The 25,296-nt window shown below is 35.8% G+C and carries 22 protein-coding genes and 2 tRNA genes; 3 read left to right on the top strand and 21 right to left on the bottom strand.

Annotated features, from left to right (window positions below):
• Positions 1-27 precede the first annotated feature (27 nt).
• From BW926_RS12900 to BW926_RS12805, 20 genes are all read right to left on the bottom strand, one after another.
• Positions 28-1,776, bottom strand: coding sequence for a hypothetical protein (locus BW926_RS12900; protein WP_076447644.1), 1,749 nt, complete (start codon positions 1,774-1,776; stop codon positions 28-30).
• A 750-nt stretch (positions 1,777-2,526) separates the two neighbouring features.
• Positions 2,527-2,600 (bottom strand) — tRNA-Asp (locus BW926_RS12895).
• Positions 2,601-2,633: 33 nt separating this feature from the next.
• Positions 2,634-2,707, bottom strand: a tRNA-Asp gene (locus tag BW926_RS12890).
• 123 nt (positions 2,708-2,830) lie between these two features.
• Complete coding sequence (gene trxA, locus BW926_RS12885; RefSeq protein ID WP_076447642.1) at positions 2,831-3,148, bottom strand: thioredoxin; 318 nt, start codon at positions 3,146-3,148, stop codon at positions 2,831-2,833.
• A gap of 84 nt (positions 3,149-3,232) precedes the next feature.
• Entirely contained in the window at positions 3,233-4,408 is a 1,176-nt protein-coding gene (locus tag BW926_RS12880; RefSeq protein ID WP_076447640.1) for a cysteine desulfurase family protein, read from the bottom strand.
• 1 nt (position 4,409) lies between these two features.
• Positions 4,410-4,868, bottom strand: a complete 459-nt coding sequence (locus BW926_RS12875; protein ID WP_076447638.1) for a hypothetical protein — start codon at positions 4,866-4,868, stop codon at positions 4,410-4,412.
• 22 nt (positions 4,869-4,890) lie between these two features.
• Positions 4,891-5,478, bottom strand: a complete 588-nt coding sequence (locus tag BW926_RS12870; RefSeq protein ID WP_076447636.1) for an HAD-IB family hydrolase — start codon at positions 5,476-5,478, stop codon at positions 4,891-4,893.
• Between the two features lie 124 nt (positions 5,479-5,602).
• Complete coding sequence (locus BW926_RS12865) at positions 5,603-6,328, bottom strand: SDR family NAD(P)-dependent oxidoreductase (protein ID WP_076447634.1); 726 nt, start codon at positions 6,326-6,328, stop codon at positions 5,603-5,605.
• 5 nt (positions 6,329-6,333) lie between these two features.
• Complete coding sequence (locus tag BW926_RS12860) at positions 6,334-7,650, bottom strand: FAD-binding oxidoreductase (RefSeq protein ID WP_076447633.1); 1,317 nt, start codon at positions 7,648-7,650, stop codon at positions 6,334-6,336.
• On the bottom strand, positions 7,647-8,534 hold the full coding sequence (locus BW926_RS12855) for a decaprenyl-phosphate phosphoribosyltransferase (protein WP_076447631.1): 888 nt from the start codon (positions 8,532-8,534) through the stop codon (positions 7,647-7,649). The genes BW926_RS12860 and BW926_RS12855 overlap by 4 nt, the downstream gene beginning before the upstream one ends.
• Before the next feature lie 104 nt (positions 8,535-8,638).
• A complete protein-coding gene (locus BW926_RS12850; protein ID WP_076447630.1) occupies positions 8,639-9,331 on the bottom strand; it encodes a YiaD family glycine zipper/OmpA-like lipoprotein in 693 nt (230 codons plus the stop codon).
• Positions 9,332-9,353: 22 nt separating this feature from the next.
• The gene (locus BW926_RS12845) at positions 9,354-9,848 is read right to left on the bottom strand and encodes a lipocalin family protein (RefSeq protein WP_076447648.1); all 495 of its coding nucleotides are present in this window, start codon (positions 9,846-9,848) and stop codon (positions 9,354-9,356) included.
• Positions 9,849-9,971: 123 nt separating this feature from the next.
• The gene (locus tag BW926_RS12840; RefSeq protein ID WP_076447628.1) at positions 9,972-11,648 is read right to left on the bottom strand and encodes a S8 family serine peptidase; all 1,677 of its coding nucleotides are present in this window, start codon (positions 11,646-11,648) and stop codon (positions 9,972-9,974) included.
• Position 11,649: 1 nt separating this feature from the next.
• Positions 11,650-12,273, bottom strand: a complete 624-nt coding sequence (locus BW926_RS12835) for a WbqC family protein (protein WP_410493260.1) — start codon at positions 12,271-12,273, stop codon at positions 11,650-11,652.
• A gap of 90 nt (positions 12,274-12,363) precedes the next feature.
• Positions 12,364-14,025: a signal peptidase I gene (lepB, locus tag BW926_RS12830; RefSeq protein WP_076447626.1), complete on the bottom strand. Its 1,662-nt coding sequence runs from the start codon at positions 14,023-14,025 to the stop codon at positions 12,364-12,366.
• A gap of 103 nt (positions 14,026-14,128) precedes the next feature.
• A complete protein-coding gene (dapB, locus tag BW926_RS12825; protein ID WP_076447625.1) occupies positions 14,129-14,830 on the bottom strand; it encodes a 4-hydroxy-tetrahydrodipicolinate reductase in 702 nt (233 codons plus the stop codon).
• Between the two features lie 120 nt (positions 14,831-14,950).
• Positions 14,951-15,601: a DUF5683 domain-containing protein gene (locus BW926_RS12820; protein WP_076447623.1), complete on the bottom strand. Its 651-nt coding sequence runs from the start codon at positions 15,599-15,601 to the stop codon at positions 14,951-14,953.
• Positions 15,602-16,492 carry a ParB/RepB/Spo0J family partition protein gene (locus BW926_RS12815; protein WP_076447621.1) on the bottom strand — a complete coding sequence of 297 codons (891 nt, stop codon included), beginning with the start codon at positions 16,490-16,492 and terminating at the stop codon, positions 15,602-15,604.
• Positions 16,493-16,531: 39 nt separating this feature from the next.
• Positions 16,532-17,305 carry a ParA family protein gene (locus BW926_RS12810; protein WP_076447620.1) on the bottom strand — a complete coding sequence of 258 codons (774 nt, stop codon included), beginning with the start codon at positions 17,303-17,305 and terminating at the stop codon, positions 16,532-16,534.
• Positions 17,306-17,469: 164 nt separating this feature from the next.
• Positions 17,470-18,309, bottom strand: coding sequence for an energy transducer TonB (locus BW926_RS12805; protein WP_076447618.1), 840 nt, complete (start codon positions 18,307-18,309; stop codon positions 17,470-17,472).
• A gap of 435 nt (positions 18,310-18,744) precedes the next feature.
• On the opposite strand from BW926_RS12805, the gene BW926_RS12800 reads away from it, so the two are divergent.
• The 3 genes from BW926_RS12800 (at position 18,745) to BW926_RS12790 (ending at position 23,578) form a co-directional block, all read left to right on the top strand.
• Complete coding sequence (locus BW926_RS12800; RefSeq protein WP_076447617.1) at positions 18,745-20,301, top strand: hypothetical protein; 1,557 nt, start codon at positions 18,745-18,747, stop codon at positions 20,299-20,301.
• Positions 20,302-20,704: 403 nt separating this feature from the next.
• Positions 20,705-22,489, top strand: coding sequence for a hypothetical protein (locus BW926_RS12795; protein WP_143756552.1), 1,785 nt, complete (start codon positions 20,705-20,707; stop codon positions 22,487-22,489).
• 255 nt (positions 22,490-22,744) lie between these two features.
• A complete protein-coding gene (locus BW926_RS12790) occupies positions 22,745-23,578 on the top strand; it encodes an N-acetylmuramidase domain-containing protein (RefSeq protein WP_076447614.1) in 834 nt (277 codons plus the stop codon).
• Between the two features lie 70 nt (positions 23,579-23,648).
• Here BW926_RS12790 and BW926_RS12785 read toward each other — a convergent pair whose 3' ends face one another.
• Positions 23,649-24,935, bottom strand: a complete 1,287-nt coding sequence (locus tag BW926_RS12785) for an adenylosuccinate synthase (protein ID WP_076447612.1) — start codon at positions 24,933-24,935, stop codon at positions 23,649-23,651.
• Between the last annotated feature and the right edge of the window lie 361 nt (positions 24,936-25,296).

The following is a 25,296-nucleotide window of genomic DNA, read 5'->3' as shown; positions in this document are numbered from 1 at the left end:
CCCTGAATTATCAAACAATAGAAGAATTTAACAATCAAAACAAAATTTACAAAAATGTAGCTTAACTCTAACTGGAAATTTTATTTGCATATCCACTTTAAAGCCCAAACTAACTTGAGAGCCATCTGCAATAACCACAATATCATTAATACTTGCCGGAAAATTGGCTAATTTTTGCTCACCCTCAACCCCAAAATACTGTGCTGTTATATAGGGCGCTTTGGTCTGTATTGTTAAACCCTGAAACTTTACGCCTTTAAAATCAGCATCTTTCTTTTCATTAGGGTCACTACTTTCTGCATATTTTGCATTGGCTCCAATATCCAGGCTTCCGTTAAGAATGGCTTTGGGTAAAAATTCGCGGTTTTTTACCCGCATCTCAATGGTTGATCCTGCATCGATCATTGCTTTTGCACTCCAGATATCAAATTTAATCTGATCAAAAGTGGTAACAGAAATTAAATACTCTTCTTCGGTTATTATACCTCGATATCCTAAATATTTGGGAATATTATTATTTTGACTGTCATTATTCTTCTGAATAGGAAGCTGGATTGTCCCTTCTAAATTGGCTCCTACAATTTTTGAAGCAGCTAAATCAATCCCTACTTTATCAAGTGAATATCTCCATGCATTTTCTTTGTTGGTTACCCCTCGATCTATTGGAAAAATATTATTGGCAGCAAAATTTCCTGATACACCATATGAATCAATCAAGAGATTATTCGCTTCAAAAGAAACCCTGCTGTCAATATGATCTTCTGTTTTAAATTCCTGGGGCAGCCCTATATTTAACGTCTGAACATACAGTCCCCGCCAGGATTCTGTACCACCAATTAGATATCCGTGGGTATTATAGTATTGAGGGAACATCACACTTGGATCAGTCCGTAAATCACTCAAATCCAAAACGGCATTATTCACAAAGAATGAAAAATACCCTTTATCCTGATTTTTAATTTGAGAAGTAATAGCAAAAGGAGTAATACTCACTTTTACTAAAATATCATTCCAGTCCGTAGCTTTAAAAGCAAAATCTCCACGAACCCTGTTAGTCTGACCGTTACTGCCAAACTCAGGTAAAACACTTCCATTACCATCCAAAGGAACCAGAACATTTCTTGATATTTGTACATTTCCTTTTAAGGATAACTCTTTTATGCCGTCACAGTCGATAATGACATACGTATTGTCATTGACGCTTCCTCCATTCAGTTTATTAATTCTTCCTCCTTCAAGAGTAAGCATCCATTGATTTTGGTTGAAAGGCATATTGATATCCCCCAACAAAGACAGCTTTGCATCTCCAATGATTTTCCCACCATACGAAAGCTTAACATCTTCCGCCCCAAAAAACAGCGTTTTTTTTCCGCCTTCTGCTCCTTGCTGTGGAGTTACTACACGGGCATATACATTAATTAAAGCATACTCAGGAGTGAATTTAGCTTTGGTAACAACGATTCCGTATTCTACGTTGGATATATTTTCTTTAAGTCCAATCGGTAATTCCGTAAGATCATTGGGATTTATGGTATTGGTAAAATGGCCGCTGGCTTCAAGCGTATTGAAAGCTCCAATCACCTTACCTATCTCAGCATCGGTTTCAGGATCGTTATCCGAATTATTTATAAAATGATCGGAATAAAGTTCAGGAATAGAAAAACGGCTCTTATTCTTTATATTATACTGAAGTGAATCTTTATGAGCAGCAAAAGCATTATTGCAACCCATAAGCATATATATGGAAAGTATTAAAAGAAAATAAATATTCTTCATCAAATTGTATTTTTTTTACAAAATTATATGTTTTTTTACATAAACAATGTGAAATATTTCAAGCATTATTAACAGAAACCATTCGTAACTATTGTTAATTTATGCCCTGTGATTGACCAACAATACCAATGATAATACCATTATCAATTCTTGAAAAAATTTTTTAATTGAGTTGGTAAAATAAATAAAACAGCAGGAGGTTATGTTATAGGTATTTTCCCCATTTTCATACCGTAATTTAACGGATGCTGATCATATACCACTCCTTATGGGAACTTTGAAGTAAATACTAATCACTGTCTGCACCTATTATTTCTTTGTCTTATTCATTACATATAATTCATTATTAAATGTTTATGCAAAGATAAAAAATAATTTTACTAAAAACAGGCTTTGGAGAAATTCTTTTCCATCCCGATATGCGACACTAAATTTAAAATTTATAGTTTAACCTGAGTTCGGGATAATATACTTTACAACTGTATTGTTACTGCAAATTTTTTCAGTTCGTAGAAAAATTTCAAATTAAAATCATTAAAAACTTCCCACAAGATGTTCAATTTCTGAACAAGCCCACGAACAGGCTTTTTTCTTACTTTTCAGTGACCTTTTCTCAACCTTTTCGACAGGTCACTGAAAAGGTCACTTTCAGATTGTGACTTTTTAGCTCCATTTGGAACAGGCACAAAACAAAAAATGCTGTAAAACATCTATTTTACAGCATTTTGTATTATTTTGATTTAATAGTTGCGATCCGGACGGGACTCGAACCCGCGACCTCCGCCGTGACAGGGCGGCATTCTAACCAGCTGAACTACCGGATCAATTTGTTTTAAAAGTAAATTGATAAACTTTTGCGATCCGGACGGGACTCGAACCCGCGACCTCCGCCGTGACAGGGCGGCATTCTAACCAGCTGAACTACCGGATCAATTTTTATAAGAACTTGTTTCTTTTTGTGATTGCAAAACTACAACTTTTTTCTTTATCTCCAAATTATTTTCATAGAAAATGCCTCCCAAAAACGGAAGACATTCATTATCAAACTTATTTTTTACAAGTGAGCGCTTAATTTTTCAGCGATTACCTCTTTTGGAGCTACACCTACTAATTTGTCAACAACCTCACCGTTCTTAAAAATAAGAACTGTAGGGATATTTCTGATACCGTACTGCATAGAAATTTCTTGGTTATTGTCTACATCTACTTTTCCTACTACTGCTTTCCCGTCAAAATCATTAGCAACCTCTTCAATGATTGGTCCCAAAGTTCTACAAGGTCCGCACCATACTGCCCAAAAATCAACTAATACCGGCTTATCTGATTTTAAAACCGTTTCCTGAAATGAGCTATCTGTAATTTCTAAAGCCATTTTTTTTCTTTTATTTAAATTAATATTATTTTCAATTCTAATCTCTAATTAGATACCCAAAATTACGTTATTTAAGTAATATTGTTATCTATGCTCAACATTTGTATTTTCTATAACAAAATCCTTAGAAATCTCTTTTAATGCCATTACTAAAGCTTCAATATCGTCTTTTGTTGTCAGATGGCTGAAAGAGATACGTAAAGGGGTACAATGATCCATTTCATCCTCACTTAAAACCATCATCATTACCATCGAAGGCTTTGAAGCCCCGGAAGAACATGCGCTGCCTTGAGAAACAGCAATCCCTTTCATATCCAACTGAAGCCCTATTAAAGGGTTTTTGTATGGTAATAAAGCACTCAGAACCGTATAAAGACTGTTTTCTTTTTCAGCACTTCTCCCATTGAATTTGATTCCCGGAATTTCGGTCGCAAGCCTTTCTGCCGTATAAGTTTTAATGTCCTGCATATAGTTTGTATAAGCTTCCATATTTTTAAGAGAAAGTTCCAATGCCTTTCCTAAACCTACAATTCCTGCTACATTCTCAGTCCCTGCACGTAAGCTTCTTTCCTGTGGGCCTCCCGTAATAATTCCTTTTAAACCACTTGATTTTCTGATGAAAGCAAAACCCACACCTTTTGGACCATGAAATTTATGAGCGCTGCAAGATGCAAAATCCAACTGAATATCAGAGAAGTCTAGCTCCATATGTGCCATCGTCTGTACCGTATCAGAATGAAAAAGTGCATTATGTGCTTTGCACAGGTCAGCTATTTTCTTAATATCGTAAATATTTCCGATCTCATTATTTACGTGCATTAAGCTTACCAGCGTTTTCTTGTCAGAAGCTTTTAGCAATTCTTCCAATTTATTAAGGTCAATATCCCCTTTTTCGTTAGGGCGGATATAGTTTACCTCTACTCCTTTTCTGTTTTTCATATCCAGAATACTTTCAGAGACACATTTGTGCTCTAAAGGAGAACTAATGATCCTTTCTACTCCAAGATGCTCTACACTGGATTTGATGATCATATTATTTGATTCTGTACCGCAAGACGTGAAGATGATCTCAGCTGGTGTTACGTGAAGATAATCTGCAATTTGTCTTCTTACATTTTCGATAAGAATTTTCGCTTCCTGCCCGAAGCTGTGTGTAGAAGAAGGATTTCCGAAATTCATCTTCATAGTTCCAACCATTGCATCAATAACTTCTTCTGAAAGAGGCGTTGTTGCGGCGTTATCTAAATATACTTTATTCATTTTACTTTGAATATTTTAATTGTACGGATGTGAACTGATAGTCTGAAGGCACTGTAAAAATAAACCAGGGATTAGAGATAACCTGGATTTCCATCCCACCGGACTCATGCTGCGGAACTTCTACATACAATACATTATTTTTTACTAAAATATTTTTAATCTGTGTGACTTTATGATCTCCTGAACTGAAACTTCCCTGGTTATATAAAACCACTTTTCTATTAATTGGAAATTTGGCATAAACAGACCCTTTATCCAGGTCTATAACTCTAGAGTTTCCTTTGATAACTTTTTGCAGCTCCTGCTCATTTTTAATAATAATAAAATTCGCCTCATCACTGCCTCCCTGTGTTTCTGAAACAAGAATTTCCGCATTTTTCTGCATATCAGGAGATTTTTGGGGTGGTGTGCTTGTACAACTCATAATGGTTGCAACACATAAAATAAGAAGTCTTTTCATTTTATACTTTTACAACCCAAAATTAGTGAAAAAATTGATAATGACCTTCATTTGCCCATTTTAGCATCGGCTTATCTCCGGAAGTATCTCCGAAGGCGATAATTTTGTCGTATTTGTGATCGCTGATTTCAGCTTTTATTCTTTCCAATTTTTCCTTGCCATTACAGTTTTTCCCGATAAAGTTTCCTGTGAAAACCCCGTTCTGGAACTCAGCTTTCGTGGAAACGAGCTGCATTTGGAATGCTTCTGCAAATGGTTTTGCCCATATGTCAAGTGAAGCTGTTACCAATAGACTCTGCGTATTTTCTCTATCTATATTTTGAATAAAGTCTAAGGCATTTTCACGAACAATTTTAGGATAATTCTCTTCAAAAAACTGCTTTGCCTTTTTCTCAATTTTCTCCTGAGTCTGTCCTTTCAGTATAGAACCGATAAAACTTTTTTTTACTTTTTCGGTTTCGGCCAATTTTAATTTTAATAAAACAAAAAGCGGAACATGTTTTAAAAACTGTAATCGGAATTTTGTAGGATCATAGAATTTCAGATACATAAACATCGTATCCTTGTATGTAAGAGTGCCGTCAAAATCAAAACAATACAATTTTTTCATTGGTGCTTTTATCTTTTAAATTTCTAATTTATTTTAAACATGAAGTGGCAAAGATATTTTCTAAATTTCATTTTCGAATAACAAAGATGTTCAAAAAAACACTATGTAAATTAGAAAATTTATTTTAAAGTTTTAATTTTTTAAATATAAATTCCGGAATATTCCTGATGATCAGCATGATAATCTCCCAAACCGGCAAAACATATACCACATTCTTTTGCTTTTTGTAAGCTTTAAAAATATATGCGGCAGCCTGCTTTGGAGTCGCTGTTAATTTCGGGTTTAATGGTAAGCCTTCCGTCATTTTAGTAGCCATAAATCCTGGCTTTACGGTAAGAACATGAATTTTTTTATCAAAAAGGTAATTCCTCAATCCGCTCAAATAGGCTGTAAATGCGGCTTTTGCGCTTCCGTAAATAAAATTGCTCTGTCTTCCGCGATCTCCGGCAACAGAAGATAATCCGATAATTGTCCCTGATCTTCTGCTTTCAAATTTCTGCACAAAATAATTGATTACAGGAACCAGCTTAGAGTAATTAATATCAATAATCCTCTGCGTATTTCTAGTATCATACAACCCTTCTTCAGTACCTTCACCCAAATATCCGGCCGCACAGAATAAGAGATCCGAATTAATATTCTCAAACTGCGCATAATCAATTTCCTTCATCAAGTCAAGCTCAATGACTTCTGCTTGCTGAAGAAATTTTACATCAATATGCCTTGCAAATCTTTCGGTTGTGTCTTTGCTGGAGGTGAAAAGGTAAATTTTTTCAAACTTCTCCCCTTCTTGCAATGCTTTCTCTACAAAAGCCTGTGCTACTTCTGATGTGCTTCCTAGAATAATCATTTGTGCTAAATATTATTTAAAATTCTTTTATGCTGCAAAGAGACAAATTTTGAGCTTTGAACATTTTTAAGATAATTGGTAAGAGAAGGCCTGCTCATACTGTCTTTAGTAAGATAAATTTTTCCGTTATACTGCTCTACAATATCGTCCAGCTGGTCAATCAGTTTTTTCAAATTTGAGTTTACCTTAAAATCAAGAGCAAGCGAATACCCTTCAAACGGGAAAGAATTGTATGCCTGCGGATTTTCTTTTCCGTAAAGCTTTAAGACTGCCAGAAAAGACCCGTTTCCGCTGTTGGCAATGGTTTCAAGAATTTTTTTCATTCCTTCCTTTCCTGTTTCCTTAGGAATCATCATCTGATACTGAATGAATCCTGACTTCCCGTAAATCTTGTTCCAGTCGTGAACAAAATCCAATGGATAAAAAAATGTTTCGTAATCAATGAAATTTTTAATTTCCTTTTTTGTCTGTTTTTTATAATAAAGAAAATTAAAAATCTTCACCGTCAAAGCATTCAAAACAAATCCCGGGAAATAAAACGGAACGGTAGGCTCGATTTTTTTCTTTAATCTTAATGGCTGATTTCTCAGATTCTGGGGCAGCTCATGCTGAAAGGCGTGTTCTCCCCTCATCAAAATACTTCTTCCGATATTTTTACCTTTTTGCAGGCAATCGATCCAGGCAACAGTATAGGTCCAGCTTTCGCTTTCTTCAAGTAATTGAAAAATTTCATCAAGATTTTCCGCTTTAATGCTTTCCTGGCGGATATAGGCCGATTCAATATTTTTTAATTTGAATTTTGCGGTAAGAATAATGCCTGTAAGGCCCATTCCTCCGATGGTTGCCCAGAATTTTGCTGAATTTTCCTCTCTTGAACACGTGATGATGTCACCGTTTTCGATCATTAATTTAAACTCGATCACATATTCCGAAAAACAGCCTTCTGCATGATGATTTTTACCGTGTACGTCCGAAGCTATTGCCCCTCCCACAGAAATAAATTTCGTACCCGGGGTTACATATAAAAAATATCCCTGCGGAACGGAAATTTCCAGAACTTCTGAAAGCAGAACACCGGATTCACATTCAATAATCCCGTTCAGACGGTCAAAACTGATGAATTTATTTAATTTTTTTGTTGAAAATATATGCTCACCCAACGAAGCATCTCCGTAACATCTTCCATTACCTCTTGCAATGACTTCATTATTGCTGAGTACAAATTCTTTTATTTTTGTGAAGTTGTCTTCAGATTTCATTTCCTTTTCCACTACGGGAAAATTGCCCCAATTGGTAACTTTCTGTATATAATTCGGCTTCATTTTTTAAAGTAAATTTGAATTAAAAACGCAACAACCCACAACAACAGGGTAACCTGAATATATCGGTCTCTGTATATAATTTTCGTTGGAGATTCTGTTCTGTTATAAACCAAAGTCTGCTGTAAATATCTTAGAAATGCAAATACCACGAAGATCACTGTGTAGAAAACTCTTTCATGGAACCGCTGCTGTACTTCCGGCGACAATGTGAACATTAAGTAACATATAATAGCCAATGTTACAGAAATTGAAAGTGCAATATCTGCAAACTGTACATTGTAGCCATCCAAAGCTTTTCTTGTTTTACCGGAAACCTGCGCATTAATGAGCTCGCCTCTCCTTTTACCGATAGCTAAAACCAAAGCCAAAACAAAAGTCAGGAGAATAGCCCATTGGGAAATACTAATTCCGGTAATGTAACCTCCCGCCAAAACTCTGAGAACAAAGCCTATAGCAATAATGGAAATATCTATGATAGGAACATGTTTCAACTTAAAAGTATAGGCAAGGTTCATCACAAAATAAAATCCTACAATGGTAGCAAATTTCCATAGATTTTCATGGAAATAGGCTTGGGCAAAGAATACCAGCGCGATATCAGCTGCAATTAGACCTATAAAAATCCCGATTGCTTTTTGTTTGGAAATGGCACCGCTTGCTAAAGGCCGTTTTCTTTTTTCCGGATGCTGCTTATCTGCCTCAATATCGTTGTAATCATTTAGAATATAAACAACGCTTGCGGCCAACGAGAAAATGATGAACGCAAAAATACTTTTGGTAAGCAAATCCAGGTTTGTAATATTACCCGAAAAGAATAATGGAACAAATACAAAAAGATTTTTTACCCATTGCTCTACACGAAGCAGTTTAAAATATTTCTTCATTTATTTGGTTTCGAATGCAAAAATAGTGATTTCAAAAATAATTGCCGTAAAAATACAAAAATAACCGCCAATAGCGGTTATTTAAGAAAATATTTATATGTTAATTAATTATTGCCCTGTTGAGCATCGTTAATCATTTTTTGATTTGCAGTAATCGCAAACTCTACTCTTCTGTTTTTAGCTCTTCCTTCTTCTGTATCATTAGTAGCTACTGGCATGGCTTCACCCTCTCCTTTTGCAAATAGTCTGCTTGAAGCAACCCCTTTACCTGCAAGATAAGACTTAACAGAATTAGCTCTTCTTTCGGAAAGGCTCATGTTATAAGAATCTGAACCCTTGCTGTCTGTATGACCATAGATATTAATATTTGTATCAGGGTTGTTTATAAGAACCTCGGCTAATTTATCCAAGTTTGTTTTTGCAGTGCTCGTTAAAGCTGAAGAGTCAAAATCAAAGTTTACAATACTTTCATTCAATGTGATTTTGATACCATCTCCTACTCTTTCTACCTGAGCACCAGGTAATGTCTGCTGGATCTCTCTAGCTTGTTTGTCCATTTTAGAACCGATAACGTTACCGGCAACACCACCGATAATACCTCCCAAAACTGCACCAATAGCTGCATTTTTTCCACTTCCTACGTTATTTCCAAGAATACCTCCAAGTACTGCTCCTGATGCAACACCTACTGCAGTACCTCTTTGCTGGTGATTAGAATTCTGTACAGCTTCACAGCTTGTAAGTAAAAGAGCTGATGATAAGAAAAGAGCTCCGATATATGTTTTTGTAAATTTCATCTTTTTGATATTTTTTGTTAAATTATTTCATTCCTGCTCTTTCGAAGTTGTAAACAACTCTTACATTTTCACCTTCAAAAGGAATGTTTTGTTCTAAAGAAAACTGATCTGTAGTTTGGTTAACCAAATTTAAAGTATATCCTACCGTATTTTGTTTTGCTTTCGTCCCGTTGGCAATTTTTTTGAAATTAAAAGTATTTCCGCTTACTACATCCACTTTGATAGGCTGTGTGAATCCTGTTCCACAAGTTCCACCTCCATTCAATGTATAAGCACCTGTCCAGTTATTTGGAATTAATCTCCAATGGCTTCCTACGAAACATTGAGCATCCACTCCGTCATCAAAAGGTTTTATTTTAAACTTTTTATCATAATCAATGCTCACGATCTGCCAGTCTCCTTTCATTTTAAGGAATTCTGATCTTTGGTTTTGGGCTGTTTTAGCATTATTTACTGTGGAACAAGACACTGCAAAAAGTGATGTTCCCAACATCCCGGCAAGTAGTAACTTTTTCATTTTGTTGTTCATTATTTTGTTAAATAAAGTTACAAAAAACCGTGCCAAATTGAAATATAAAAATAAAAAAAGTCCGAAATTTTCGGACTTTGTATGTTTCTGTCCTAAAAACAGGAAGATATGTTATTTTTTAACAGTTTTTTTTACAGATTTTCCAGCTTTTTTTCCAGTACTCGTTTTACCGTTGTAAAAGTTTGTATAAGCATATTCCGCTGCCTTCTTCAAATCAATAACACCGCCAGCTTGTGAGAAGTCTCCAAACTGACTAGCTGTACTTGCATTACTTGATTTTACTAAGGATTCAATAACCTGAGCAGGTGTCAGATTCGGCATATAAGCCAAAAGCACTGCTGCAGCACCCGCTACAACTGGAGAAGCCATTGAAGTTCCCTGTAAATATTTATACTCATTGTGTGGAACTGTAGAATAAATTTTCTCTCCCGGAGCAAAAACATTTACCATTTTCTTATTATAGTTGGAGAAGCTTGCTCTTAATGCATTATTATCGTTGGTACTCGCTCCTACTACCAAAACATTGTTTACAAATGGCTTTTCATCAGTAACATTTTTAAAATTAGTAGGATATGCAAGATGTTCCGCAACATCTTCGTTTTCATTACCTGCAGCCTTTACCAAAAGAACTCCTTGATCCTGAGCATATTTAAAAGCATCCCAAACCGCATTTTTACCAGGAGAAACCGGTTTTCCAAAGCTCATATTTAAAACTTTAGCACCATTATCTACAGCGTATCTGATTGCGTTTGCAACGTCTTTATCTCTTTCATCACCATTCGGAACCGTTCTTACAGACATAATTTTTGCTACTTTAGAAGCGACACCGTGCTGGACTTCTTTTCCGTTAGGAAGACCTGCAATGATACCTGCAACGTGAGTTCCGTGCTCTGCATCAGGCCCTTCATAGTGGTTGTTCCCGTAGTTTTTCTCAGAATAATCATCATAGTTATCACCTACGATTTCTTTTCGAGGATCGTAATCAAGATCATATTGTTTTGACTGAGGACCAAAATAATCTAATGCATCTTTCATTTGGTCTTTCATTGCTTTTTCAAATTCTACAGCAGATTTTCCTTTAAATTCAGGACTTTGAGAAACTTGTGTTAAAACCTGAGCCGCCATAGCTTCTTTTTGCTCGGCTGGTTTTATTGCAGCAACAGTTTCGGGGGTAACCGGCTTTCCATTCAACAACTTTACCATGGTAGGAATGGCATCATTGATCATTGTATACATCTGGAAGCTTTGTTTTGCCTCAACACTTTTCTTTGTGAAAAGCTCTTTAGACTTCATATACATTGCGAATTCTTCCGGCATTTTACCTTGATTTGCTTTGTTTTTAGCAGAATCATCGCCTTCGAAAATTGGTTTGTATTTAGCAACAACTCTTGTTACTTCCATATTATCAATACCGATGTCTCCGTTTTTCCCACCAATAAAATTCCATCCGTGGATATCATCGATATATCCGTTTCCATCATCATCTTTACCATTTCCAGGAACCTCATTTGGGTTTGACCAAACATTGTTTACCAATCCCGGGTGGTCTACCTGAACACCACTATCTAAAACGCCCACAACGACCGTTTTTGGTTTAAGACCTTTGGATTCTAAGAATTTATATGCATTTTCTGTATTTATACCATAAACTTTAGTTGCGGCAAAATCTTTATGATACCATGTCATAAGATCCTTATCTTCTTTTGGATCAACGCCTGCTTTTGATTCCTGAGCGTAAGAAAAACTAAATCCCGCTAAAAAAACAGCAGCTAATAATACCTTTTTCATGCTAGTATAATTGTTTAATATTTTTAATATAAGTCAAAGATTCTGGTCCTTTGTTACAAATTAAATCTAAAATTGATAAATCTCTCAAAAAACCTAATTTATCAGAAAATGTCTGGTAGTATTTTTCCATTTCAAATTCTGAAGGAAGTTTTGCTGAAAATTTTTCTCTGAAATTGATTTCTTCTGGAATTTTGATATATTCTTTATTCAAAGAGTATGCCTTTTCTGTTTTAATGATTTGTTGAATAATTTCCAGTCCTTTTATATTAAAATCCAATACATATTTTTCTTTTAAATCAAATAATTTCCTGAATCTATCTTCATAAAACTCGAAATAGGGAGAACTTTGATACGCTGTTTTGATAGATTTCCAGTGGAGCGTTCTCCAGTCTTCGCGGTGCGAAATTTCAATATCTTTAAATGCTCTGCTTCCGTTATGAGTAATGGGAATGATTAGTGATAATTTCCCATTGGCCCCATAAATATTGGCTCTGTTTCTATAAGTCTGCTTGGGAAAACTTTCAAACTGTTCAAAAAGAATTTCATTTTCAGGATCTAAAAATACTGAAAACCAAGAAACTGGCGGTAAATAAAATACCGGTAATAATACATTCTTCATATTCATAATGCAAAAATGAAGTATTTTTTCAAATACTCCACTTATTTTATTTGATTATTAAAACTTTGTCAAAGATTTTAAACTTTGACAAAGTGATTACATATCGTCTTCTGTTTTTTTCTTTCTGAATAATTTCACAAAATATTCCCATCCGAAGAATAAAATCAAAATCATTGCAGCAATCCACCAATAAGAAGTTTTGTTGGCTTCTCCGGTATTTGTTGCTTTAAACATTCTGTCCCAACGGATTTTGAATGGTGCCTGATAAGAAGAACTTGCATCTGAGAAAGCTCCTTGCAAACTCATCCATGTAAACATCGGCTTTCCAACGATGTTCTCTTCAGGAACAAAACCAAAGAACCTTGCATCCAAAGAAGCATCTCTATTGTCTCCGATCATCATATAATAATCCTGCTGAATTGTATACTGGTTGGTTTCTTTTCCGTTGATGAAAATTTTTCCGTTTTTATTTTCCAGTTTATTATTTTCATATTTAGAAATAATCCACTGATATTCCGGCAAAGTTTCCTGATTGATTGTTACCACATCCCCTTTCTTAGGAATTTTTAAAGGTCCGTACCAATCCTGATTCCAAGGTTTGTTGATCGGGAAAATAGACTGAGTTGTGTCGATACTTTTTGTGTAAGCTGTTTTATCGGCATTTAACTTATAAGAAACCGTAGCAGAATCTTTAGGAAAGATATTTTCTTCCATATTGATCACATTCGGTAACGCTTTAATTTCCTTTGCTGTTTTATCCGTAAGCCCCTGAAACATATACACAAAACCTTTATCTCCCTGCATTTCTCTTACCGGTAAAAACCCATACGTGTTATACAAACCCGGAATATCCAGCTGAGCTCCTGTACTTACTGTGTAAGCATGCTGAACTTCCTGATCTCCAAGAACTGTCTCTGGTTTTCCGTTCACAAAAAGTCTCCCTCCCCTCATTTCGAAAGTATCGCCTGCAACAGCAACACATCTTTTCACATAAGGATCTTTTCTGTCAATTGCCGTGTGTACAGAATCCTGAGGATAATTGAAAACAACCACATCATTTTTCTGAGGTTTGTTAAATTGTAAAATTCTTGCATAAGGCAATTTCACTCCATCCACATAAGATTTCGGATCATCTTTCGGGTTTCCTTTTTCACCCGTATCCATGATCGTTCCCTGTAAGAAAGGTATTGCTAAAGGGCGCATCGGAAGCCTGTATCCGTAGCTCCATTTGTTTACAAAAAGGAAATCACCTACCAGTAATGTTCTTTCCATGGATCCTGTCGGAATTCCGAAAGGCTGGGTTACAAAAACGTGAATAATAGTTGCAAAAACCACTGCAAAAGTTATCGATCCCATAAAGGAATCTTTCTTTTTAGCATTTTTTTCTTCGTCAGTTAAGAACAATTCATTTTCATTATCGTCTTCTAACTCTACATCTTTGCCATAGTTCACTGTAGCCATGTAAATAAATGGAAGAATCACTGTCAACAGCTGGTCTTTGAAAAGCGTTTTCCCGAATTTTTTCATTAAATATAAATGAAAAACAGACATCATAATTGGTCCTACAATCGGCAAATACGATAAAACAGCCCACCATTTCGGATGTTTTGTTTCTTTTAAAATAATGAAATAATTGTAGAAAGGGATAAAAGCGAATAACGGGCTATATCCCATTTTCTTGAACAGCTTCCAAGTGGAAATCCCCATCAGTACTGATAAAATGAGAACATAAACAGTGTAAGTTAAAAAATAATTCATAAATTTTTGTGCCTAATCTATAATATGTGTAATTGGTAATGAGTAATTTTTAATGCTCATTATTTCTTACAATTAGTATGCAATGTAGGAATTTTGTTACAAATTAAAGTCCCAAAACATCCTTCATTTCAAAATTTCCTTTTTTGTTTTTAATCCATTCGGCTGCGACTACCGCTCCCAATGCAAATCCGTTTCTGTTAAAGGCCGTATGCTTGATCTCAATCTCGTCCACCTCGCTTCTGTAGAAAACGCTGTGCGTGCCTGGAACCTCATCTTCACGGATCGCAAAAATACCCAGCTGACTACCCTTGGTTTCCTCTAATTTCCACGAGTCAAATTTAGGATTATGCTTAACAATTCCTTCCGCAATGGAAATCGCTGTTCCGCTCGGGGCATCTTTTTTATGGATATGATGAATTTCTTCCAACTGGCAGGAATATTCATCCACATTTTTCATTAAATCGGCCAACTTTTCGTTTAAAGCAAAGAATAAATTAACGCCTAAACTAAAATTTGATCCATATAAAAAAGCCGTATCATGATCTACAGCCAGTTTTTCAATTTCAGGTTTTTTATCCAGCCAGCCTGTAGTTCCGCAGATCACCGGAATTTTGTTTTCCAGACAGGCTTTGATGTTTTCGTAAGCGGCTTCCGGCAAGGAAAACTCTATGACAACATCTGGGTTATTAAGATTTTCAGCAGTTGGGGTTTCTTTCAGCCGGGCAACAATTTCGTGGCCTCTTTTGGTGGCAATTTCGTCAATAATTTTGCCCATTTTCCCGTATCCAACTATTGCTATTTTCATGTACTTCTTTATTTAATTTTAATTTAACGCAAAGCCCGCAAAGATTTTCTTTAGAATTCTCCTGCATATTTTTCGTTCGCAAAGGTGTTTCACTCAGCTAAGATTGCATTAATTATTATTTTAAAACCTATAACTTAAACTTAACCCTGTTTTTGGAGGGGTCAATCCATACTGATCCTGAATGACTGTAGGATTGAACGTAAGATCCGGATCATGGCGCGCTTCGTATAAATGAGCATCCACAACGGCATCCACAATATTTAAAATATAGATTAATCCCGTGATCGCAATCGCATAATCTCTCTGTCTTTTAGACCTGTCCTGCGCATTTCCCAACGCAACTTTGTCCAGCCACGGATGGCCGTCTACAAATTCATTAGGAGTTCCGTTTAGCTTTGCGATGTAATATTCACGGTATTTTTTGTACTGATTGTCATTCCAGATGGCAATCCCGACTCCAGCTCCTACCGCTCCCCAAACGATTGGGATTTTCCAGTATTTTTTATTGTAATATTGGCCTAGTCCCGGCAAAACAGCAGAATATAACCCTGCTCTTGTAGGATTCAGCTTTAAGGTTTTTCTTGTTGGCCCGTTTGCTTTTTCAAGATCCGAAACAATTTTCGCTTCGGTCTTAGATCTTGGTGTATTATTTTTTTCCACGGATACGCTGTCTTTCGGATGATGTTCCACCCGGATCGTATCATTAGGGTTCACCTGCGAATACGCTGCAGCAAACAGACACAGGAAAAATGTGAAAAATATTTTCTTCATTTATTTAATATGGGACAGAATATATTCCAGCTCATCCTCATTTTTGAAGTCCAGAACAATTTTCCCTTTTTTACCGTTTCCGGTTGTTTTTATTTCAACTTTTACGTCTAATATATCGGCAATTGCTTTTTGCGCTCTCTTATAATTGTTGGAAAGCTCTGCTTTTGCTTTTTTTGCAGCCGGAGACTTTGGATTTTTCAGTGCTGTTGCAGCCTGTTCGGTTTGGCGTACATTCAGTTTTTCTTTGATAATTAATTCAAATAAAATCTGCTGAAGCTCTTCATTTTCAAGGCTTATGATAGCTCTTCCGTGTCCTGCGGAAATTTCACCGCTTCTGATCGCATTCTGAATATCAGGATTTAACCTTAATAATCTGATAGAATTGGTAATCGTGCTTCTGTCCTTTCCTACTCTCTGGCTAAGGTTTTCTTGGGTAAGACCGATTTCTTCCATTAGTCTTTGATAGGTTAATGCAATTTCGATCGCATCAAGATCTTCCCTTTGAATATTTTCCACAAGAGCCATTTCCAAAAGCTCCTGATCATTTACCAATCTGATATATGCCGGAATAGATTCCAGACCAGCAATTTTACTTGCACGGTAACGTCTTTCCCCAGATATAATTTCAAACTTTTCACCATCTTTTCTTAAAGTAATTGGTTGGATAACCCCTAAATTTTTGATGGATTGAGCAAGCTCGTTTAATGCCTTTTCGTCAAAATAAGTTCTTGGTTGGGTTGGGTTAGGGTAAATATCTTCTATCGCAATTTCTACGATATTCCCTACAAACTTATCTGCCCCTTCATCAGTAGCAGAGTTGATCGTCGCTTTGGATTCTGCACTCAGAATTGCACCCAAACCACGTCCCATCGCTCTTTTTTTGTCTTTCATATTTTGCTTTAAGCTTTTAAGCTTATGACTTTAAGCCTTTTAATTTTTTACTAATTTTTCGTTCTTTAACAAAACTTCTTCCGCCAGCTGGATATATTGAATGGCACCTTTGCTTTCAGCGTCATAATTTAAGATGCTTTCTCCGAAACTTGGCGCTTCGCTTAACCTTACATTTCTGCTGATGATGGTTTCGAAAACCATTTCCGGGAAGTGTGCATTTACCTCTTCCACCACCTGATTAGATAATCTCAATCTGCTGTCGTACATTGTTAAAAGCAAACCTTCAATATCCAGATCTTTATTATGGATTTTCTGAACATTTTTAATGGTATTCAGTAATTTTCCAAGACCTTCCAATGCAAAATATTCACACTGGATCGGGATGATAACAGAATCTGCTGCAGTAAGCGCATTCACGGTGATCAGACCTAGACTCGGTGCACAGTCGATGATAATATAATCGTAATCGTCTCTTACACTTTGTAATGCTTTTTTAAGCATATATTCACGATCTTCCTTGTCTACCAGCTCAATTTCTGCGGCAACCAGGTCGATGTGCGAGGGAACAATATCCAGATTCGGAGTAGCGGTCTGCTTGATACAACTTTTTGTATCAACGCTATGCTCCAAAAGATTATAGGTAGAGTACTGAACGTCGTCAACTCCCAGGCCTGAGGTTGCATTAGCCTGAGGATCAGCGTCAATAATTAATATCTTTTTCTCCAATACCCCTAATGCTGCGGCTAAATTGACAGCTGTTGTCGTTTTTCCAACTCCTCCTTTTTGATTAGCGATACCTATGATTTTTGCCATTATTAGAACTTTAAGGTTCAAAAATACACATTTTTCCCTGCCCTTAATGAATGGATAAAACGAAAATTGAGTTAAAATATTGTTAATAAGCCTTTTAACGATAAAAAAAATTATCCACAAAAAAAATTCTTTGTGGATAACTGTTCAAGATTTGTTTTTAAACATTAATTATCAAACTTCATAGATATAGGAAATTTGAAATAGCTTCTTACAGGATCACCTTGTTTATTTTTTGCTGGAACCCATTTTCCACGAATCGATTTAATGGTTCTTACTGCTTCATTGTTAAAGTCTGCATCTGCTCCATTAGCTTTAATTCCGGAAATAGTTCCGTCTTTTTCTACAATGAAAGTAATTGTTGTTTTCATTACATCACCAGAATCAAATCCGGATCCGTCGAAATTGTTCATCACTTTATTTCTGAATGAGTCTACTCCACCCACGAAACTTGCTTCTACTCCTAAATCTTTAGAATCAACAATTACATTTGGATCTTCTTTAGGTACAACTGTTGGAGGTGTAGTATTAATTACAGGACCTGTTCCGATGGTTGATGTAGTTGGTACATAAGTATTTGGTGGAGCAATTTCTCCATCAGAATTATTTTTTGTTCCAGCAACAGCACCTTCAATTTTTTCTACAACTTTTTCATTAGTTACATGAGCTGTAGGCGTTGGAACTGTATTATCAAAAGTTTTTACAGGAGCTGATGCTGCTGTTGGAGGTACAACCGTTGCTGGAGGTGGTGTATCTGGCCTATCCACATCTACTGGCGGTGGTAAAGTAAATATTGTACCCCTTTCTATTGTTTCTGTACTTTTAAAAGCATTAATTAAAATTGGCGTTAAAGAAATTGCAGCCAACAAGCTCACTCCCACGAAAAGGGCTTTTGTAAGTATTCTGTCTGATTCGTTTCTTAAGACATAAGCACCGTATTCCTTATTTCGGTGCTCAAAAAGAACTTCGTTGAAGCGAAATTCCTGGTTTTGATGTATGTGTTTCATCACTATTAATATTTAAACTGTTAAAAAAGATCGCTATTATTATTTTAATAGTTGCTACCGGTAATTATTGTTTCAATATCAAAATATTTGCCAAAAATTTGTTAAAATTCTAACATTTTAAAAATATTTATAACAATCCATAAAATTAACTATGTATAAAATAATAACCTCCTATTAATAGGAATAGTGCACTTTTTATTTTTTAACAATAAGTTAATATTAATTTAAAAAATTCAATAAAAATTAAAATATCGTAAAAACCACATCTAAAAATCGGAAAATCACTGAGAAATTTCTTGTGAGACTGAAAGATATTTGTACCATACAAAATCGGGGAACGCTGAAAACCGAAAAGAGTAAGCACCAAATTAAAAAACTTATATCATACCAACAACAACATTAACTCAGGAAGCAAGATCAAACTCATTAATGAGTATGCTTTTAAAACAAGTTTACGATTCTATCACCAACGGAGGAGATCCAGATTCTATTGGACCCAACGACTTTATCGCATTCGATCCGATCGGGATTACTTTAACGGAAGACACTTTCGATTATGCACTAAACGGATTATTCGGAAATGCACCAGCTCCAAAACCATTATTAGACGGAACAGGAAAACCTATCTTAGACGCCAATGGAAATCCTAAAACAAACCTTGAGGAATTCCAAAACGCAATGAAAGACAGCAAATTCCGTAAATACCTTCAAATGGAACAGTTCTCTGCAATGGTAGATGCGATTCCATCTAACCTACCTCCATTAACGGACAGCGGAAACGGAAGAATGATGACTATTTTCAATGATTCTTCTAAAAGAGTTTCTAAAGTGTATGAAGATCTAATGCAATGGTCCGTGGTAGTCGACACTCCAATGGATCCAAAAGTAGAAAAGAACCTTGAAAAACTGAGAGACAAACTTTTCAAAATTAAAGTTGTAAAAAACCCTGATTTTGATGAAAATGCTCCGGTTGATGACCTTAACAAACCAGAATTGCACCAGACATTCGTTGCGCCAATGTATTCTAAATATATCGAATATCAAATGAAATATTACGATATTGTAAATACCAACAATTCCATAAGAGTAGATGCCGACAATGGAGATCCGGATGCGATGGCAACTTTATCGATCGACGGTAAAAACATGAAAAAAAGAGAAGATGCGGCATTAAAAGCATGGCAGTCTCTCGGATACAAGGAAGCAGTGGAAAGAATTCAGAATTATTTAAGTGAAATTGAAGAAAAACATATGCTTGTCATTAAAAAACGTCTTCAGTCTGAATTCAGAAACAGCCAGAGAACAAGAGTAATCGACTATATCAACTATTCTCCGTCTATTCCAATTTCTGCCAATGCATTGAAAGAGTCTAAAAACTGGCCGACAATTTCTATGTATGAAGGAAGCGCGCACAGCGATTATTCTAAATCAATTCACAACTGGAGCGCAGGAGCAGGATTCAGTATGGGATTATTCAGCATCGGTGCCAGAAATAGCGGAAACACGACTAGAACATCGATGAATACAGACTTCAGCAACCTAAAAATCTCATTTAAACTTGGAAAAGTAAGAGTGGAAAGAGGATGGTTTAGCGAAGAATTTGTTGAGTCTAAATACTGGAAACTTCACGAAAATTCTCCTCAGTCATTGAACGGAGACATCATCAGCGATGGTAAAGGAAAAGGATTAATGCCTATGATCGTTACTGAATTAATCATTGCAAGAGATGTAATGCTTGATTTCAGCGAAAATGCAACGGCTTATAAAGCGGCAAGTACCAAAATAAGCTCCGGAGCTGCTGTGGGAATCGGACCTTTCGTATTCGGTGGAAGCCATAATTATGAAAATCAGAACTCTCAAAGCAATGCAAAATGGAGTGGCAAAAAACTGCAGTCAGACGGAATTTATATCATCGGATATAAATGTCATGTAGTTCCAAAATCTCCAAATCCAAACCCGGACATTAAAGTCTGGACAGACGGGAAATCATAATATCCTTCTCATAATAGAGATAACCGGCAGATATTTTTCTGTCGGTTATTTCAAAAAACTTTGATCTGATTTTTTTAATCTGATATTGTTTTGAACGCAAAGATCACTAAGATTTTCTTTAATACTGAACTTTTTTAAGGCTCACAAAGGCGTTTCACTTAACAAAGACCTTGAACCCAAGTTTTAGAATACAACGTCACTTCGAGTAGATTTTTGAAAAAAAATCATATCGAGAAGTTGATTTTAATAAAAAGTTCTCGATACATTTTTCTTCATTTCATTACGAAAAACACTCGAGCTGACGTAAAAATTTCAATCGCTGGTTTACATTAAACTTAAAAAAACTGAAAACAAAAAAACAAACAACCAGCAACAATCAACTAATAACCAAAAACCAATAGCCATGAAATATTTTGTTGCTGTTTACCAGAAATTGAGAAACATTTACACATCCCAAAGTTCGATGGAAAATGATTTACCGATGATATGCCCTTCTCTGAGAGTATACGAAAATGAAGAATTGGAATTATTAAAACCTCCAAGTTTATTGAATGATGATCAGAAAAAAGCGCTCTCCATCATTAAAAAACAAAATGTGGCGTATGAACTCAACTCCGTTCCGATTTCACCAAATTTTTGGGATCTGAATCCGAATAATGCTTTGTTTGATATTTACAGAGATATTTTAGACAAAAACAGTTTAAAAAATTTAGAGGAAAGTTTAGATAAAGTGGTTGCCAGTCAGAGTACTATTTTATTTGATGCAAAAGGAGCTGATACAAAAGAGTTGAAAGCATATAAAAAATATCAGACCGCATATGAAACAGCTGTCAATAATGTTGCAACTCATCTCGAATTATTTGACGGATTGGATACTGATGAAGAAAAAACGAACTGGAACGATCAATTAATCACACTCAATAACCTGAAAGCACTTGCCTTTTCTGAATGGAAAGTGAAAGGCAGCAAAGATTTAATTGAAAAAGAACTATCAAGAGTTAATAAAAATTCGGATGCAGATTTGTATCTCGCGATGGCTCAAAATGCAAAAAACACTTTTGAAGCTGCGGAGAAAACAGATGTGATCAACAATTCTTCGATTCATGATATCAATTTCATCCCTTACGATTTTATGGAAAACGAATCGGGCTGGAATAACATGAGACTTGAAAAAGTTGAACTGGAAAGTCTACACAACGAAGCCAAAAGTTCCAACGAAAATCTGCCTTCCGAAATTCTTTCGATTGATTATGATGAAAGCGTGATCCAAGCAGTGGAGTTCGATTATTCATTTGTTCATTTAAAAAGAAGCTGGTTTAATAAAAACTTTATGCTTTCCGAAATGTTCGAATGGAATGAGCCAAAAAAAATATCCGATGGACAGACAATTTCCAGCGATTTTAAATTATCTGCATTTCCGAAAACCATGATGCTGATTAAAAATTTGAAAATCGTACTCGATCCCTCCATCACCAACGACACTGTAAACAACCCAAATCAGTTGATTTATTTCGGTCCGTTGATTATGAAACAACAGCTTTTCGTGAACAAAGCCAATAATCAGAAATTCCTGAAAGCGATTACCAACGTGAGAACCATTAAATCTGACCAATTAAACACCTTAACCCGAAAAACAGCAACATTAGACGCTAAAATTTCTGTACCGGAAGCAGCACCACAACCTGTCGCTCAACCTGTGACAGAAACCCCGAAAGTGAGTCCTGTTTTTAATAACAAGATAAATATGGGAATGATGGGAGCTATAAGAACAATGCGACCTGTAACACCTGTTGTTGGAACGCCAATAAGAGTTCCCGGAATTTTTGTTCCGATCAAAGTTCCGATTCCGACACAGCCAACCGCAGCGAGTGTGCAGTTTAAAGTTTTCGATAAAATAAATAACGATCCTATTTATAAATGTGCCATTTCCATTAAAGGAACAAACAATAACAGGATTTTCGAAATTGAAACCAACGAAATCGGAATGATTAGCCAAATGATTCCGGTCGGAGAATACAGCATTGAATTGAGAGTTGATGATTATGCTGTTTTGAACCAGAATTTCAGTGTTGTCAATACGAATCCAGTGAATCTGGAATACCGACTTCAAAGAGAGGAAGTGAAATTTAAATCGTTCTTTTTGATTGGGATGATTTGTGAAAGAATGCCGAGAATTCCTGTTAATTAATTGTCTTTTTTTGTCTTGAAACAAAAGAAGCAAAAATTCAAGACTTGGAATCTTTCGCTAAAAATTAAAATTCAATCCTAAAATTCCCAAAACTCGCACGAAAAGAATATTTGTGCTTCGAAACTGAATTTGTCTCGTGCTCAAACAGTGGGAATTTCTTAACGGATTAAATTTTAATTTTCTTAACGCTACAGATTCCTAGGTCGATTAAATACACCACACTTAAATTTAAAATAACCAAAAAAACTAACAGCCATGAAACTTTTAAAATACTATACAAAATCGCCGGAAGTCACTACGCTTTGTGAGCTTCTATATAAACAAGGATACAACATCAAAATTTCAGACTCCTTTTCTCTGGAAGTTGATGCAGCCGTGAAGGATTTTCAACGAAAAAACTCTTTAGTAGTCGATGGAATTGTCGGAATGAAAACTTGGACGGTTTTGCTACAGAAAAGTTCTGCTCCGGCTCCTACAAATTCTACGGATAAATTTTTAAAGGAAAGTGATTTAGTGAACTTCGCGAATCAGTATTCTTTGGAACTGGCTGCCGTAAAAGCCGTGAACGAAATTGAAAGCAGCGGAAAAGGATTTTTACTGAACAACAAACCGAAAATTTTATTTGAAGGTCATATTTTCTGGAGTGAACTGAAAAAACGTGGAATCGACCCAAATACTTATTACAACGCCAATCACAAGGATGTTTTATATCCGAAATGGACAAAAATTTATTACCAAGGCGGAGTAAAAGAATACGACCGATTGAATGAAGCTATGACTTTGGGCACAGATCCGAAATTTAAAGATGCAGCATTGTCTTCCGCTTCCTGGGGAAGCTTCCAGATTATGGGATTTCATGCAAAACCCCTTGGTTATACAGATGTTGCAGATTTTGTTGCTAAAATGGAAATCAATGAAGGGGAACATTTGAAAGCCTTCGGAAAGTTCCTTGAGAAAAACGGACTTTTAATTCATTTAAGAAATAAAAGCTGGGCAAATTTCGCAAAAGGCTATAACGGCGGAGGCTATAAACTCAACAAGTATGATGAAAAATTAGCCAAAGCGTATGCTAAATATTCTAAAAATTAATTAACCATATTTTAAACAAAAAGAGACTATCAAACCGACAGTCTCTTTTTTAATTTATTTAAAAAATTCCTTAGAATAATTCTTTTCTGATAATGTTTTGGCTTCTTTCAGGACCAACAGAAACCAAATAAACGTTGATTCCTAAATACTTCTCGATAAATTCGATGTATTTCTGAGCTGCATCAGGAAGTTCGTCGTAGCTTCTTGCCTTTGTGATGTCTTCTTTCCAACCTGGTAAATCTTGGTAGATCGGCTCGTAGTTGTACAATTTCTCTGTTGAGGAAGTGAAATAATCGATGATTTTTCCGTCTTCCGTTTTGTAGTGAGTTACAACTTTTAGATTTTCAATTCCTGTAAGAACATCTAATTTTGTAATCACTAAGTTATTGATACCGTTGATCATACAAGCATGCTTCAAAGAAACAAGGTCTAACCAGCCCGTTCTTCTCGGTCTACCTGTCGTAGCTCCGAATTCACCACCGATTTGTCTGATGCTTTCTCCTAATTCGTTGTCTAATTCTGATGGGAAAGGTCCGTTTCCAACTCTTGTGCAGTATGCTTTTGCAACACCGATCAAGTTTTGAAGTGAAGTTGGCGGAACTCCCGCTCCTGAACAAACCCCTCCAGTTGACGGAGAAGATGAAGTTACGTAAGGATACGTTCCGAAATCGATATCCAACATCAAAGCTTGCGCTCCTTCAAATAAAACGTTTTTACCATCTCTGATTGCTTCGTTTAGTTCCAGTTCCGTGTCAACGATTCTGTCCTGAAGCTGTTTTCCGATTTCTAAATATTCTTTGTAAATTTCTTCAACGTCCAATGCCGGTTTTCCGTAATATTTTTCAAAAAGAGAATTCTTAATTTTTAAGTTTTTCTCGATTTTGTCTCTTAAAATTTCAGGATTCAGAAGATCGATCATTCTGATACCTACTCTTGCAATTTTATCTTCATAGCAAGGTCCGATCCCTTTTTTCGTCGTTCCGATCTGCGTTCCTCCGTGCTCTTCTTCACGGTAAGTATCCAAAAGAATGTGGTAAGGCATGATCACATGCGCTCTTCTGCTGATGAAAATGTGATCCGTCTTCAAGCCTTTGCTCTCGATCTGATTCACCTCCTTAATGAAAGATTTAGGATTTACCACTACTCCATTGGCAATGATGCACTTCCCTTTGCACTGAAGAACTCCCGATGGAAGAAGGTGTAAAACGAATTTCTCTTCACCTACATAAACCGTATGACCAGCGTTGTCTCCTCCCTGAAAGCGTACAACGTAATCCGATTTTGCCGATAAAACATCCGTGATTTTTCCTTTACCTTCATCTCCATACTGAAGGCCTACAACTACGTAAGTTGACATATTTTACTTTTATTTTAGATTCATGCAAAATTACTTTTAAAAAATTGGGTGGGCAAATTTGTGACGGGTTTATTTTTGGGTGGGTGGAAATCATGTGGTTGGAAGATTAATTAAAAAAATATTATTTTAACCTGAGTTCGATATAAAAAGTATTAAACTTTTGTTTCAAAAAAGGTAGCAGTTTAATCTTCTGCTATTTTAAAATCCGTAAATTCATAAGTATTATCTTCTTTTCCCATGAGCTCAATTGATTTGAACTTTACATCTGGATATACTAATTTAGCTTCCAGTTAGAGTTAAGCATAAAACCTTAATTTTAACGTATGAAACAAGGGCGAAAAATCTATGATCCAGCTTTTAA

The organism is Chryseobacterium sp. RU37D, from assembly GCF_900156075.1.
GTDB lineage: Bacteria > Bacteroidota > Bacteroidia > Flavobacteriales > Weeksellaceae > Chryseobacterium.
Note: the sequence above shows the minus strand (reverse complement) of the source record. Positions and strands in the feature narration are given on the sequence as shown.